The organism is Saccharothrix sp. BKS2, assembly GCF_047689505.1.
In the GTDB taxonomy this organism is placed as follows: Bacteria; Actinomycetota; Actinomycetes; order Mycobacteriales; family Pseudonocardiaceae; genus Actinosynnema; species Actinosynnema lopnurensis.
The window spans coordinates 46,604-60,846 of record NZ_JAUQOL010000028.1 but is presented as its reverse complement, the minus strand read 5'-3'; the positions used below and the strand labels follow the sequence as shown (position 1 = coordinate 60,846).

Annotated in this window: 11 protein-coding genes; 4 read left to right on the top strand and 7 right to left on the bottom strand. The window is 73.6% G+C overall.

Translation table 11 applies throughout. The annotated features are described in order from the left end of the window. The first annotated feature begins 256 nt into the window (after nt 1-256). From Q5530_RS36920 to Q5530_RS36910, 3 genes are all read left to right on the top strand, one after another. A complete protein-coding gene (locus Q5530_RS36920; protein ID WP_415367564.1) occupies nt 257-808 on the top strand; it encodes a hypothetical protein in 552 nt (183 codons plus the stop codon). 257 nt (nt 809-1,065) lie between these two features. Next, nucleotides 1,066-3,315 (top strand): choice-of-anchor P family protein, encoded by a 2,250-nt coding sequence (locus Q5530_RS36915; protein WP_415367563.1) that lies wholly within the window; start codon nt 1,066-1,068, stop codon nt 3,313-3,315. Nucleotides 3,316-3,407: 92 nt separating this feature from the next. Then, nucleotides 3,408-4,040, top strand: a complete 633-nt coding sequence (locus Q5530_RS36910; RefSeq protein WP_415367562.1) for a hypothetical protein — start codon at nt 3,408-3,410, stop codon at nt 4,038-4,040. On the opposite strand, the gene Q5530_RS36905 is transcribed toward Q5530_RS36910, so the two are convergent. From Q5530_RS36905 to Q5530_RS36875, 7 genes are all read right to left on the bottom strand, one after another. Next, nucleotides 4,037-5,272 carry an alpha/beta hydrolase family protein gene (locus tag Q5530_RS36905; protein ID WP_415367561.1) on the bottom strand — a complete coding sequence of 412 codons (1,236 nt, stop codon included), beginning with the start codon at nt 5,270-5,272 and terminating at the stop codon, nt 4,037-4,039. The two genes, Q5530_RS36910 and Q5530_RS36905, sit on opposite strands and share 4 nt — an antisense overlap. Nucleotides 5,273-5,426: 154 nt before the next feature. Beyond that, nucleotides 5,427-8,048 carry a polynucleotide kinase-phosphatase gene (locus tag Q5530_RS36900; RefSeq protein ID WP_415367560.1) on the bottom strand — a complete coding sequence of 874 codons (2,622 nt, stop codon included), beginning with the start codon at nt 8,046-8,048 and terminating at the stop codon, nt 5,427-5,429. Then, a complete protein-coding gene (locus tag Q5530_RS36895; RefSeq protein WP_415367559.1) occupies nt 8,048-9,418 on the bottom strand; it encodes a 3' terminal RNA ribose 2'-O-methyltransferase Hen1 in 1,371 nt (456 codons plus the stop codon). The genes Q5530_RS36900 and Q5530_RS36895 overlap by 1 nt, the downstream gene beginning before the upstream one ends. Before the next feature lie 158 nt (nt 9,419-9,576). Beyond that, nucleotides 9,577-10,455 carry a hypothetical protein gene (locus tag Q5530_RS36890; protein ID WP_415367558.1) on the bottom strand — a complete coding sequence of 293 codons (879 nt, stop codon included), beginning with the start codon at nt 10,453-10,455 and terminating at the stop codon, nt 9,577-9,579. 8 nt (nt 10,456-10,463) lie between these two features. Beyond that, nucleotides 10,464-10,868, bottom strand: coding sequence for a hypothetical protein (locus tag Q5530_RS36885; protein ID WP_415367557.1), 405 nt, complete (start codon nt 10,866-10,868; stop codon nt 10,464-10,466). Next, nucleotides 10,865-11,098 carry a hypothetical protein gene (locus Q5530_RS36880; protein WP_415367555.1) on the bottom strand — a complete coding sequence of 78 codons (234 nt, stop codon included), beginning with the start codon at nt 11,096-11,098 and terminating at the stop codon, nt 10,865-10,867. Before Q5530_RS36880 ends, Q5530_RS36885 begins: the two co-directional genes overlap by 4 nt. Nucleotides 11,099-11,374: 276 nt before the next feature. Continuing rightward, nucleotides 11,375-12,676, bottom strand: coding sequence for a protein kinase domain-containing protein (locus Q5530_RS36875; protein WP_415367554.1), 1,302 nt, complete (start codon nt 12,674-12,676; stop codon nt 11,375-11,377). Nucleotides 12,677-13,326: 650 nt separating this feature from the next. Between Q5530_RS36875 and Q5530_RS36870 the strand changes: the two genes are divergently transcribed. Then, the gene (locus tag Q5530_RS36870) at nt 13,327-14,208 is read left to right on the top strand and encodes a LacI family DNA-binding transcriptional regulator (protein ID WP_415367553.1); all 882 of its coding nucleotides are present in this window, start codon (nt 13,327-13,329) and stop codon (nt 14,206-14,208) included. Nucleotides 14,209-14,243: the final 35 nt, after the last annotated feature.

Below are 14,243 nucleotides of genomic sequence, written 5' to 3'. Positions count from 1 at the left end.
GACTGGCGCAAACCCAGCGAGGTATTCACCGAACTCCTCGAACTGGATGCTTCCACCGCCTGAACTCGCCCTCCCCTCCTTTGCCGCCGCTTTTTTCGCGGGCGGTACTCCTTCGCGGTGAATTCATCGGGAACCGATCGGGACGGGCGTACGATCGACCGGCCGCCCAGCTCCCGAATTCCTCGCGAGGAGTATTCCGGTGCCCGACATGATCCTTTATCGGGGTGAGCGAGAAAATACCTGGCCCGAGCCTGCCGTGCGACTCATCTGGGGCGGTCTGACGATCCGGGAGCCGTGGCCGGGCGCCCGGCTGCCCAACCAGGCGGCCACGGGCGCGTGGTGCGCCCTGTCCCGGGCCATCACCGCGGGTGGCCGCGACCCGGCGGTGTTCTCCCGCGCGCTGCGCGAGGGCGGCACACCTCACGGCCTGGCCTTCACCCGCACGCCACCGACCTCGCACGCCGACCACGAGTACGTGGTCACCCTCCGCCACGCCCGCACGTTCCTGCTGCGCTACGGCGGTGTCGGCGGCTGGACGCCGGGCGAGGAGGTGCCGTGGGCGGGCGACCCGGCCGCGGTCACGCAGGACTACGTGGTGCTGAACGGACCTGTCGTGAACCGTTCGACGGTGCTGGGTTACGGCCACTGCGCCGAACCGCCGCTGGTCACCCTCCTCACCGATGTGCCGACCCGCTGGGTCATGTCGGTGGACGGGCGGCCGATCGGCGGGCACGGGTTGCGCGTTTTGACGGATTCCGCCTTGTCCGATGCCGAACGGCGTGGACTGACCGAATTGCGCCGCCCGTGAGGCCGGTTTCCCCGGATTCGCCCAGCGCGTTGGGCCGTTGGTCGCAACAGGGCGATATCGGCGGTGACCGTGCGAAGCGCCTCGCGGGTCCGTTGGGAGGAGTCCGGCTCGGAAGGGGGTGAATGCCCACCCCTACTTCTGCCGACCGGTCTACTCATGTTCCGACCTGCGGTAACAGCCTTCCGACCGCGGTCGACACGCGGGTGTCACGTGACGGAAATGCCCGAAATCCGCTCCCACCACAGAAGGGCAGATCCATGCGCCACCCACGAAGATCAGTCGCGATCGCGGCGGTCGGGGCGCTCCTGCTCCCCCTCGGCCTGCCCGGGACGGCCTCCGCTGTTCCGGTACCCGGTGAGGACGTGCTCTACACGCTGGACGCCGACTTCGACCAGGGCGTGCTCCAGGACGTCAACCACGACTCGCCGAACGACGACCAGCTCCAGCTGAACCGGCAGAGCGTGTTCTTCCCCTACGTCAACGTCGCCGCCTCCGCGCGCGGCACGATGATCCGCATCGACGTCGACAGCGGCGACATCCTGGGCGAGTGGCTGTCCGCGCCGGACGGCCGCGGCCGCAACCCGTCCCGGACCACCGTGGACAAGCTGGGCAACACCTGGTTGTCCAACCGCAACGAGGCCACCGGCGGCCAGGGCTCGGTCACCCGGGTCGGCGTGATCCGGGGCGGCACGCGGGTCGACGCCGGCGGCGTGCCCGACCCCGACGGCGACTACCTGCGCGGCCCGTTCGCCTACAACACCTGCCAGGACCGCGACGGCGACGGTCTGTTCGCCACCTCGCGCGGCCTGGGCGACATCCGGCCGTGGACCAACGCGGGCGGCGTCGACGACGACGGCGGCGTCGAGACCGCCGCCGACGAGTGCCTGATCACCTACAGCCGGGTCGCGGGCACCAACACCCGCACGGTCGCCGTCGACTCCAACAACGACCTGTGGACCGGCGGTTCGAACACCCAGCACCAGAAGATCTCCGGGGTCGACGGTGCCCCGCTGACCTCCCCGGTGAGCTTCGGCTGCGGCGGGTACGGCGGCCTCGTCGACCAGGCGGGCACGCTGTGGTCGGCCCGGTACGGGACCAACCTGCTGCGCTACGAGCCCGGCACCGGCACCGGTGCCTGCCTGGACACCGGGCACGGCGACTACGGACTGGGCATGGACCCGCGGACCGGCGAGATCTGGCACACCAGGGTCAGCAACGGCGTGGTGGTCAAGCTCGACGCGGCGGGCAACGTCCTCGGCACGTTCCCGCACGGCAACGCGCGCTCGCAGGGCGTCGCGGTCGACAACGACGGCAACGTGTGGGTCGCCCACTCGCTCGACGCCGGCACGACCACGGTCGGCCACCTGCGCACCGACGGCACCTACGTCGGCAACGTGACCCTGCCCGGCGGTGACGGGCCGACCGGCGTCGCGGTGGACACCAACGGCAAGGTGTGGGTCGCCAACATCAACTCCAACAACGCCCAGCGGATCGACCCGGACGCGGGGCCGATCGGCGGCGGTGGGTTCCCGGTCGGCGCGGTCGACCTGACCGTGGACCTCGGCGCGGGCGCGGGACCGTACAACTACAGCGACATGACCGGGTCGGTGCTGGGTGAGATCACCGCGCCGGTCGGCACGTGGTCGGTGGTGCAGGACGGCGGGGTCGCGGGTCAGACCTGGGGCACGGTCACCTGGAACACCGAGCCGCAGGGCAGCGAGCCGGCGGGCACGTCGATCACCTTCGAGGCGCGGACCTCGGACACCGAGGCCGGGCTGGCCGGCGAGGCGTTCGTGCCGGTGTCCAACGGGGTGGAGTTCGCGCTGGTGGGGCGGTACGTCGAGGTGCGGGCGACGCTGACCGCCGCGCCGTCCGGGACGAGCCCGGTGCTGTCGGACGTGCGGATCACCACCTCCGAGCGGACCGGCGTGTTCTCCTGCCAGGCCACGGCGCTCAACCTGGCCGGGGTGGTCCTGGCGCGGGCCAACCCGCCGGACGTGCCGTGCGTGGACGACTTCGCGCAGGTGGCGAACGTGAACCTGCCCGCCGGGATCCTCAACGTGCGGGCCGACGCGTTGACCGCGACCACGAACCAGACACCGGACGACCTGCTGGCGCTGCCGCCGGCGCCCGGTGACGGCGCGGTGTCCTCGGCGCGGATCGAGTACACCCGCATCACCGCGCTGCTGGTGAACATCGAGGTGGGCGTGATCCAGGCGAACGCCTCGGTGACCTGCGACGCGTCGCTCAACCCGGTGTTCGCCGGGTCGTCGCAGATCGCGAGCCTGCGGATCAACGGGGTGACCGTGGCGGTCGGCAGCGCGCCGCTGACCATCCCGCTGGTGATCGGCTCGCTGCGGCTCAACAGCACGACGACGACGGCGACCAGCGTGACGCAGCAGGCGCTGGTGCTGGACACGCTGTTGACCGACGTGGTGCTGGGCGAGGCCAGGGCGAACGTCGAGGCGTTGCCGGGCGAGCCCGGCGGCAGCCCCTGCCGGGTCTGAGGTCCTGCCGGATCTGAGTCCCCACCGGGTCTGAAACCTTCCCCCACTAGTAGCCGTACTATATGTAGTGTGGCTACTAGTGGGGGTTGTGGATGAGCCGGAAACTGCTGGTCTGGTTGCACGTCGTGACGTCCACCGGGTGGATGATCATGGCGTTGGCGCTGTTCGTGGTGGTGGGCCACGCCCTGGCCGGGCGCTCGTGGGCGTTCGAGGTGGCGCTGCTGCTGGACGTCGAGGTGCTCCAGTTCATGGCCACCACGTCGGCGTTCAGCGGGTTGCTGCTGTCCGGGCTCACGCCCTGGGGCTACTTCCGGCACTGGTGGGTGGCGGTCAAGTTCGCCGTCACGATGAGCCAGCTCTACGCGGGCATCTTCGTGCTCAGCCCCAACCTGCACCCCGGCGGCTCGCCGGGGCTGATGCGCGTCGGGTCGCTGCTGATGTTCTCGGCGCTGGCGTGCCAGGTGTGGCTGTCGGTGGCCAAGCCGTTCGGGCGCACGCCGTGGGCGAGGGGCCCGAAACCGCGCACCGCGTCCCCGTGGGCGTTCGCCGCGTGCCTCGCGGTACCCGCGCTCGACTACGCGCTGGGCGAGCTGGTGCTGGGTGGGGCCACGCCGGTGCTGTCGCTGCTGGTCGTGGTCGTGCACCCGGTGGTCCGCGCCGCGCGCTCACGGGCGCGCGGCGCGGTGCCCGCCCAACGGAATCCCACCCAGCGGAATCCCGTCTAGCGGAACTCCACCTCGGGGTACCGGTCCGACGGCCCGTCGAACAGCCGCTGGGGCCGGTGCCGCAGGTGCCGGTCGAAGAAGGCGGTCAGGTACGCGCGCTGGGCGGCGACGCTCCGCGCCGGGTCCACGGTGCCGACGGCGGGCGCGGTCACCGCGGGGTCCAGGCCCAGCCGCGGCAGCAGCACCTGGTGGTCGGTGTAGCTGAAGTGCTCGCCCGCCGGCAGGTGCAGCTGCCGCAGCCAGCCCCGGTGGTTGGCCAGGAACCGCTGCCAGGACGGGTCGGACGCCGCGCTGTGGTCGCCGGCGCTCATCAGCAGGAACGGCCGGTCCAGGCCCTCCTCCGCGACCCGGCCGAAGTCGCCGGTCGACTGGGCGTAGGCCATGCTGCCGTCGAGATCGGCACCCGCGTCGACGCGCCGGTCCGACAGCATGGTCTCCCCCGCGGTGAACCCGCCGGCCGAGTGGCCGAACATCCCCACCCGGGACAGGTCCAGGGCCCGGCCCAGCCCCGGCGGCGGCCGCCGCCCGCCGGCGTCGGGGTTCCCGCCCGCGGCCAGCACCTGGAGCCGGTCCAGGACGAAGCGGGTGTCCCGGACCCTGGTCGCCAGGACCTCCTTGAGCACCTCGGCGCTCGACGGCGGCAACGCGCGTCGCGCCAACCGGCCGTCGGGGAACTCCACCACCGGTGGCTCGTGCGTGTGGTCGAGGGCCACCACCACGTACCCCTCGGCCGCCAGCTGCTCGCTCAGCGCGGTGCCGAACGCGCGCGACTCGCCCAGGCCGGGCGAGTAGAGCACCACGGGCCGGTCACCGCCCAGCGCCGCGGCGCCCGGCACCGAGTGGGTGGCGAAGCGGTAGTCGAGCAGGCCCGCGTCGAGGCCGAGCCTGGCCGCGTCCGCCCGTGCCATCACCTCGGCCGCGGCGGGCGGCAGGAACGGCGCGGGCGCGCCGCCGCGCCGGGCCGGGTACCGGACGGTCACCACCAGCTCCCGCACGGCGCCCGGCACCCAGGGGTCCCGGCGGGCGTGGTCGACCAGGTGCAGGTCGGTGACGCCGACCGCGTGCGGTCCGGTCGGCGGTGGCAGGTCGAGCCGGGGAGGCGCGGTGGCCGCGGTCGCCGGGATCGCGGCCACCACCGCACCGGTCACCACCGCACCGGTCACCACCGCACCGGTCACCACCGCGCAGGCCAGCGCGCCGAACCGGCGGTGGGTCGATCGTGTCCTTCGCATGGCCCGAAGCTAGGCAGCGCGCGACCGCGTCACATCGGGGTGATCACCGAGCCGCGCCCGGAGCCCCCACCCCGAGGGGGTGGGGGCGGGGCGCACCCGAGCTGTCCGAAGCGACCCGTCGGAGCCCACACCCCGAGCGGGTGAGGGCGGCCCTTCAGAGCCTCGGGTCCACCGGTTCGGACTCCAGCGCGAGCACGGCGAACACGCACTCGTGCACGCGCCACAGCGGCTCGCCCCGGGCCACGCGCTCCAGCGCCTCCAGCCCCAGCGCGTACTCGCGCAGCGCCAGCGACCTCTTCGCGCCCAGGCCGCGCTTGCGCAGCCGCTCCAGGTTCACCGGCTCGGTGTAGTCCGGGCCGTAGACGATGCGCAGGTACTCGCGGCCCCGCACCTTCACGCCCGGCTGCACCAGGCCGCGCTCGCCGCGCACCAGGTTGGCCAGCGGCTTGACCACCACGCCCTCGCCACCGGCCGCGGTCAGCTCCTCCCACCAGCGGACGCCCGCCGCGACCTGCTCCTCGTCGGTGGTGTCGACCACCAGGCGCCGGGTCGGCCGGAACGGGCCGCCCAGGCGCGACAGCACGTCCAGGTGCCAGAGGTGGTCCCGGTCGTGGAAGGTCCGCCCGCGCGCGGCCAGCAGCTGGAACGGCGCGATGGTCACGCCCGCGAGCCCGTCGGTGGGCGCGCAGTACCGCAGGTAGGCGTCGCGGTACGCGGTGGCGTTGGCCAGCCTCCGCGTGGTGCGGTCCAGCAGCTCGGCCACGTCGACACCGCGTTCGCCCGCCCGGCCCAGGACGTCCGCCGCGGTGGACAGCGCGCTCGTGGCGGCCGCCCCGACCGAGGCGTACTGGTCCCGGACCAGGCCCGCCGCCTTGGCGTTCCACGGCATCAGCTCGGCGTCGATCAGCAGCCAGTCGGTGTCGAACTCCTCCCACAGGCCGGCCCGGGTCACCTCCTCGCGCACCACCGCCACCAGCTCGTCGCCCAGCGGCCCGTCGAAGAACGCGCGGCCGGTGCGCGTGTGCACCACGCCACCGGCACCCACGCCACCGGCACCCACTCCACCGGCACCCACTCCACCGGCATCCACTCCACCGGCATCCACTCCACCGGCATCCACTCCACCGGCATCCACTCCACCGGCATCCACTCCACCGGGGTCCACTCCACCGGCGTCCCGGCGCACGTGCAGCACCGCCCGCGACCCCATGTGCTTCTCCTCGCAGATCACCTCCCGCACGCCCGCCGCGCGGTACTCGGCGAAGGCGTCCTCGGGGTGCTCCAGCACGTCCGGGCGCGCGGAGGTCGCCGTCGGCGCCATCGTCGGCGGCAGGTACAGCAGCACGCGCGGGTCGACGGCGAAGCGGCTCATCACCTCCAGAGCCGACGCGGCCTGCTCCGGTCGCACGGTGACCCGGCCGTGCTGCGAGGTCTCGACCGCCCGGCGGCCGGCGACGTCGGTGAGCGCCGGCACGTCCGGCGCCCGCTCCGGCTCCGCCGCGACCAGCGGGCGCACCGGCTCGTACCAAACCTGGTGCGCGGGCACCGACACCACCTCGCGCTCCGGGTGGCGCAGCGCGGTCAGCGCCCCGCCGAACACCACGCCGGTGTCCAGGCACAGGGTGTTGTTGACCCACCGGGCCTCCGGCACCGGCGTGTGCCCGTACAGCACGGTCGCCCGGCCCCGGTACTCGTCGGCCCACGGGTAGCGCACCGGCAGGCCGTACTCGTCGGTCTCGCCGGTGGTGTCGCCGTAGAGCGCGAAGGCGCGCACCCGCGCGGAGGCCCGGCCGTGGTAGCGCTCGGGCAGGCCGGCGTGCGCGACGACCAGGTCACCGCCGTCGAGCACGTAGTGCGCGACCAGGCCGTCGCAGAACCGCTCGACCCGGCGGCGGAACTCCTCGGGCTCGGCCGCCAACTGCGCCAGCGACTCGGCCAGGCCGTGCGCGACCCGCACGTCCCGGCCGCGCAGGGCGCGCACCAGCTTCTGCTCGTGGTTGCCGCACACCGCGAACGCGTGACCCGCCTCGACCATGCCCATGGCCAGGCGCAGCACGCCCGGCGTGTCCGGGCCGCGGTCGACCAGGTCGCCGACGAACACCGCCCGCCGCCCCGCCGGCGGGACGGCGTCCACCGGGCGGCCCTCCCCGTCGCGCACCAGGGCGTAGCCCAGCTCGACCAGCAGCTCCTCCAGCTCCGCGCGGCAGCCGTGCACGTCGCCGATCACGTCGAACGGCCCGGTCTCGTGGCGCAGGTCGTTGAGCAGCGGCTCCCGCACCAGCACCGCTTCGTCCACTTCGGACTGCGAGGACAGCACGTGGACGCGCTTGAAGCCCTCGCGGCCCAGCGCCTTGAGCGATCCGCGCAGCGCGGTCCGGTGGCGGCGCACCACGTGCGGCCCGAAGTCGCGGTCGGGGCGGTCGGCGTTGCGCGCCAGGCACACCCCTTCCGGCAGGTCGAGCACGATCGCGACCGGCAGGACGTCGTGCCGCTTGGCCAGCTCGACCAGCTGCGCCCGGTCGCCGCGCTGCACGTTCGTGGCGTCCACGACCGTGGTGCGGCCCGCGTCCAGGCGCTTGCCGGCCACGAAGTGCAGCGCCTCGAACGCCGCGGCGGAGGCCGACTGGTCGTTCTCGTCGTCGGCGACCAGGCCGCGGAAGTAGTCGCCGGACAGCACCTGCGTGGGGGCGAAGTGCCGGCGCGCGAACGTCGACTTGCCCGAGCCGGACGCGCCGACCAGCACGACCAGGCACAGGTCCGGGATCCTGAGCTCCATCAGTCGTCGTCCCCCAGGGTGAAGACCGCGAGCTGGGTCGGCGCACCGCGCTCGGCGTCCTCCGGCCCGATCGGCAGGTGGCGCACGGTGTAGCCGCGCCGCCCGGCCACGCCGGCGGCCCAGTCGCGGAACTCGGCGCGGGTCCACTCGAAGCGGTGGTCGGCGTGCCGGTACCGCCCGCGCGGCAGCGTGTCGAACAGGTCGTTGTACTCGACGTTGGGGGTGGTGACCAGGACCGTGCGCGGGCGGGCGACGGTGAACACCGAGTGCTCCAGGGCGGGCAGCCGGTCGGGGTCGAGGTGCTCGACGACCTCCATCAGCACGGCCGCGTCGTAGCCGGCCAGCTCCGGGTCGGCGTAGGTCAGCGAGGACTGGCGCAGCACGAGGCGTTCGCGCTGCCGGTCGGGCAGCTGGTCCAGGTGCAGCCGGCGGGCCGCGACCTGGAGCGCCCGCACGGACACGTCCACGCCCTGGACCTCGGTGAACCCCGGCTCCTGGAGCAGGTCGCGCAGCAGCGCGCCGTCGCCGCAGCCCAGGTCGAGCACCCGGAGGGCGCCGGCGGCCCTGAGCCGCGCGACGACGGTCTCCCGCCGCAGCACGGCCAGCGGGACCTGCCGCTCGGCCAGGACCGGTTCCTCCAGCGCGTTGTCCAGCGCCTCCGGCTCGACCTCCTCGACCTCGGCCAGGCGGGCGAGCGCCGACTGCACCAGCGGGCGTTGGCGCGCCAGGTAGCGGGTGGTGATCAGCTCGCGGTCGGGGTGCGCGCCGAGCCACCCCTCCCCCGCCCGCAGCAGCTTGTCCACCTCGTCCTCGGCGACCCAGTAGTGCTTGCTGCCGTCGAGCACGGGCAGCAGGACGTAGAGGTGCCGGAGTGCGTCGGACAGGGTGTGGGTGCCGGTGAGGGTGACGTCGGCGTAGCGGGAGTCCTCGTCGACGCCGGCCGGCGGGACCGGGGTGAGGTCGACGGTCCAGCCCAGCGGGGTGAACAGGCGCTCCACCAGGCGGTGCGGCAGGACCGGGATGCGCACGGTCAGCGGGATCGGGGTGGCGGCCAGCTCCGCGTGGCTCTCGCTGCGGCCGTTCACGGCGCTGCGGAAGACCGCGCCGAGGGCGACGGTGAACAGCGAGTCGGCCACGTAGGGGCGGTCGTTGACGTACTGGGTGAGGGTGCTGCCGGGTTTGCGCACCAGGCCGACCGGGTCGACCTCCAGCAGGAGCGCGACGGTGCACTCCTCCTCGTCCGCGCGGGGGTAGAAGACGTGCGCGGTACCCGAGGAGGTGGTGAACGACTGCGCGCGGTCGGGGTGCTTGTGCAGGAGGTGGCCGAGGTCGGTCGCCGGGCGGTGGGTGGTGGTCAGGGTGAGCAGCACGGGGGCCAGTGTGGACCAGCGGAACACCGGGGACCCGCGATTTTCACCTCGTGACCGGTAGGTGGTCGGTGCTGATGTCGGAGGGGCTGCGGTGCTGCTGCTCCGCGGAAGAGGTGGCGTGGTGGCGCTTGCCGGTGGCAACCGAACCGGCTTGGTGGTCAGGTCGAACGCCTGGCTTCGAGGGCCGTCCTGGCCGCGCGCACCGCGCTCGCCCGATCCGTGGTGGGTGCCAGCCGCGCGGTCAGGGCCTCGGCCAGTTGCAGCGCTCCGGCGAGGTGACGCAGGTCCGCGTCGGGCAGCTCGCGCGCCGCCGTCAGCAGCGCCATCCCGGCGTGGTAGGCGATGAACGGCTGGTCACCGCCGAAGCGGCCGGCGAGCCAGTCGAGGTGCCGCACGTCGGGGAGCACCTGCAACGCGCACACGGCGGCCAACCGCGCGCCGGCCGACCCGTCGGCCACCAGGTCCGGCAGGAGCGGCGAGGCCGACCGCGCGAGCGTCCGCAGGGAGGAGGCGACGACCTCCAGCCTCCGGGTGCGGGAGGGGCCCGCGGGCGTGGTGGCGCGCAACCGGTCGTACTCGGCGGCCAGCGCGGTCACCTGGTCACGGGCGATCCCCAGGTCCGCAGGCGACGCCGGAGCGGTGGGCGTGCGGTCGCCGTGCAGCAGCCTGCCGAGCACGAGGACCAGGTCACGGCGGACCTTGTCGGCGAACGACGTCCGGTCGTCGTAGACACCGACCAACCCGATGCGCTCCAGCTCGCGCCGGAACACCCGGATCGCCTGCTGCTGGGTGTCGTCGGGGTGGTCCACGGGCGCTTCGCAGAAGTAGAACAGGATGTGCGCGGGCTGCCGCCGGGCGCGCCACCCCGCGTGGGCGTCGCGGAACTCGTGCTCGGTGCCGGACCCGGCACGCCAGGTGGGCGTGCCGAAGCGGCTCCACATGATGCCGACGAAGACGTCGAAGTCCGCGCCCAGTTGCTCGTCGACCACGCGCTGCGGGTGGTCGCCCAGGTCCGGGTGGGTGTGCGTCTCCCGCACCGCGATTTTCACCTCGTGACCAGCGCCCTGGCCTCCGCCCACCGCGTGTTCAGGTCGTCGAACACCGCCTGCTTCGACTTGCCGCTCACCCCGCGCGCCGCGTCGATCAGGGCCTGCCGGTAGGTCTGCTCGTACAACCCGATCCCGGCCGCCTCGTCGATCTCGGTGACCACGGCGTCCTGGGCGTGGTCGACCTCGAAGAACTGGACGCCGGCGGCCGTGAGGTCGGCCAGGGTGTCGGGTTGCGGGCCGTCCTCGCGCGGGGGGACGCCGCCCTCCGAGGTGGCGAAGCCGGACTCGTCGGTGAACCAGTCGAGCCACGCGCGGGCGGCGTCCTTGTTCTTCGAGTTGACGCTGATGCCCATCTTGTGGTCGCCCGCGATCGCGGAGTGGAACCTGCCGCCGACCTTCACCGGGAAGGGCAGGTAGCCGATGTCGGTGGGATCGGGGCGGCGGCGCGCAGCTGGGTGATCGACCAGGAGCCGAGCATCGTGGTGGCGATCTCGCCGGTGCCGATCATGCTCTTGGACGACTCCCGGTCGGTCGTGGTCGGGTCGTCCTCGGTGAGGCCCCGGGCGACCGCGTCGAACAGCAGTGAGCGGGATCGCGGCGGTCTTCTCGTCCATATGGCCTCGAAGGCCACCTCGACGGCGGAACGCTGGCGGGCGCCTCCCCGGCCAGAGGGGAGGGACCGTGCGCCGATTCTGATTAACCGGTCAAGCACAGCTTTGCGCAGCCTGAAATCAGGGCGCGGTAAACGAGGATCGATCAGCTCACGACCTGCCCGAAAATAGTTGAACGGCTCACTAAAAGCGCAGGTGGGAGCGCAGGGATCGGGCGGGAATTCTGAGGGGTGCGCGACAGCGCGAACAACTCCGCGCCGGATGAACCCTGGTTAAGCGCTAAAGCAGAGGGTCCGTCACGGCTTGGACTTCTGCTTCTCGGCCTGCTTGGGCTTGTCCTTCTGGGACTTGGGGGACTTCGGCTGCCCGACCCCCGGCGCCGGCGCGGCGCCGACGCCGACCTCCGGCGCGGCCCCGCCGACGGGCTGGGTCCCGCCGACGGGTTCGGTCCCCGTGGCCGGCACCTGGACCGGCTGCGCCTCCGTGGGCACCGGGACGGTCACCGTGACCGTCTCCACGGCCGGCTGGACCGGGCGCTGCGTGCCGGACGGCGCGACCCGGGGCGGCGGGTCGGAGACCTCGCCGGTGGACGACCACGCGAAGCCCACCGCGCCCACCACGCCCAGCAGCGCGGCCGCCGCGAACACCACGTTCCAGGACCGGCCGGTGCGCACGGCCTCCTCGTGCGGGGCACCGTCCTGGTCGAATCCGAGGGCCCCGAGGCCGGCGGCGCGCAGGCCGGACCCCGCGAAGGCCGCGCCCGGGAAGGTGGCGCCGGCGATCAGGGCGCGGGCGCACTCCGCGGCGGTCGGGCGGTCCCGCGCGTCGGTGGCGGTCATCCGCCGGAGCAGTTCGGCCAGGTCGGGGGGCAGGTCGGCGGGCACGTGCGGCGCGCGGTGCAGGCGGGCCACGGCCGCCTCGATCTCGCCGCCGTCGTACTCGCGCCGCCCGGTCAGGCACTCCAGCAGCACCAGGCCGAGGGCGTAGACGTCGGCGGCCGGACCGGTCGGGCCGCCCCGCACCTGCTCGGGCGCGAGGTAGGCGGCCGTGCCGACGATCTGGTCGGCCCGGGTGAGCCGGGTGGCGTCGACGAGGCGGGCCAGGCCGAAGTCGGCCAGGTAGGCGGTGCCCGCGGTGTCGACCAGCACGTTGGAGGGCTTGACGTCCCGGTGCACGACGCCGCACGAGTGCACGTGCTCCAGCGCCTCGGCCAGCCGCACCCCCAGCGCCCTGACCTCGTCGGGGACCAGCGGGCCGGCCGCCAGGCGGTCGCGGAGGGTGCCGCCCTCGACCAGCGCCAGCACGACGAACGCCAGGCCCTGGTCCCGACCGGCGTCGTGGACGGGCACCAGCCCGGGGTGCGACAGGCCGGCGAGCACCCTGGCCTCGTTGTCGAACCGGCGGCCCGCGGTGAGGTCGTCGCCCGGCCGGAAGACCTTGACCGCCACCGCGCGACCCAGCTCCAGGTCCCACGCCCGGTGCACGTCCGCCATGCCGCCGCAGCCGATCAAGCGGTCGAGGCGGTAGCGACCGGCCAGCAGCGTCTCCTCGTCGGACGGCACCACGACCTCGATTCCCGGTAGGGGTTGTGCTCCCACCGGGTGCCCCCGGGGGGAGGCGGCAAACTCGCCGCGGTCCCGGGCGGGGAAAGGGGTGCGGGCGGGGCCGTTGCCGGGGTCGGTCGTGGTGGTCGTCCGGGTGGTCGTGGTGGAGGTGTCGGTGGTGGAGGTCCACGAGCCGGCTCCTCCCGCGCTCGTCCATGCGCGAATTCACGCTTGGCCTCCTTGCGAGCAGAACCGGGAAAGCGGTCCCGGCGGCGCGCCATCGCTGCCGGCGCGCGGACCCGCCATCTCCCCGGGAGCGCGCCCAGGAGGGAGTGCCACGATTTCCTGCAGACGACGAGGAGATTCACGGTGGTGAAATCCGGACCGGTTCACATGAATGAACGCACGATCGCCGGTCGTTATCGGGACACCCCGCCGGCGGTGTCGAGCGGACCTGCTGGCGGGGCCCCGACCTGCGGCTCCGGCGCGAGCACCTGGACGGTACGCGTTGGTCCATTAAGCGGTCAAGCCGTCCACATTCGTGAACAAGTCGGGCCACCCCCGAAGTCTCGACCGCCCGACGGGCACGACCGGACCAGGACAAAAATAGTTCAGCGAGCCAACTAACAGGGATTCATTGACTTAAGCGTTATAGCTCTGCATCCTGAACCCGCGCTTCCCACGCACCTCCAGGAGGACGCGGCATGGTGACCATCGCGCAAGTGGCACGGCACGCGGGGGTCGCGGTCAGCACGGTGTCGTACGCCCTCAGCGGCAAGCGCTCCATCTCCGCCGGCACGCGGCGGCGGGTCGAGGCGAGCGTCCGCGCCCTGGGGTACCAGCCGCGCAAGAACGCGCACGGGGTCCTGCTCCACCTGGCGCTGCCGGGGCACGGCGCGCTGGGCGCGGACTGGCTGGGCGCGTTCCTGGGCGCGGCCACCGCGACCGCGCACGCCGGCGGGGCCGACCTGCTGGTGAGCCCCTCGGCCCACCACCGGGGCGCGGCGGGCGTCGTGGTGGTGGCCCCGGCGTCACCGCCGCTGGACACGTCGGTGCCGGTGGTGCTCGTGGGCGGGGACGGCGGTGCGCCGGCGCACTCGCGGGTGGACCTGGACCGGGTCGCGGCGGGGGTGCGGGCCGCGAACTACCTGGCCGACCTGGGGCACCGCGCGGTGGCGTTCGTGCACGACGGCCCGCCGGAGGACTTCCACCACGGTGTCGCGCGCGGTGCGCGGGAGCGGAGCGTGGTGGTGCGGGCGCACTGCCGGTCGACCGAGGTGGACCAGGTGTTCGCGCAGGACCGGCCGACCGCCGTGGTGGCGGCGGACGAGGGGGCGCTGGTCGCGGTCCTGGAGGACCTCCAGCGCAGGCAGTTGAGGGTGCCCGAGGACGTGTCGGTGCTGGCGCTGTGCTCGGACGAGGCCGCGCGGCGCGGTCGGTGGGCCGTGACGTCGGTGTCGGTGTCCCCGGCGGCCCTGGGGCGGGCCGCGGTCGAGGCGGTGCTCGACGGTCGGCCGACCACCCGGCTCCTGCCGCCGCGACTGGTGGTGCGGGCGACCACCGCGCCGGCGCGTGGTGGGGGTTGAGCCGGGGGGATTGAGCAGCGGGGTTGAGCAGCGGG

Excerpts from the sequence above, each read along its gene's own strand:
- Q5530_RS36915 (WP_415367563.1), top strand. The coding sequence starts at position 1,066 with ATGCGCCACCCACGAAGATCAGTCGCGATCGCGGCGGTCGGGGCGCTC.
- Q5530_RS36910 (WP_415367562.1), top strand. The coding sequence starts at position 3,408 with ATGAGCCGGAAACTGCTGGTCTGGTTGCACGTCGTGACGTCCACCGGG.
- Q5530_RS36905 (WP_415367561.1), bottom strand. The coding sequence starts at position 5,272 with ATGCGAAGGACACGATCGACCCACCGCCGGTTCGGCGCGCTGGCCTGC.
- Q5530_RS36900 (WP_415367560.1), bottom strand. The coding sequence starts at position 8,048 with ATGGAGCTCAGGATCCCGGACCTGTGCCTGGTCGTGCTGGTCGGCGCG.
- Q5530_RS36870 (WP_415367553.1), top strand. The coding sequence starts at position 13,327 with ATGGTGACCATCGCGCAAGTGGCACGGCACGCGGGGGTCGCGGTCAGC.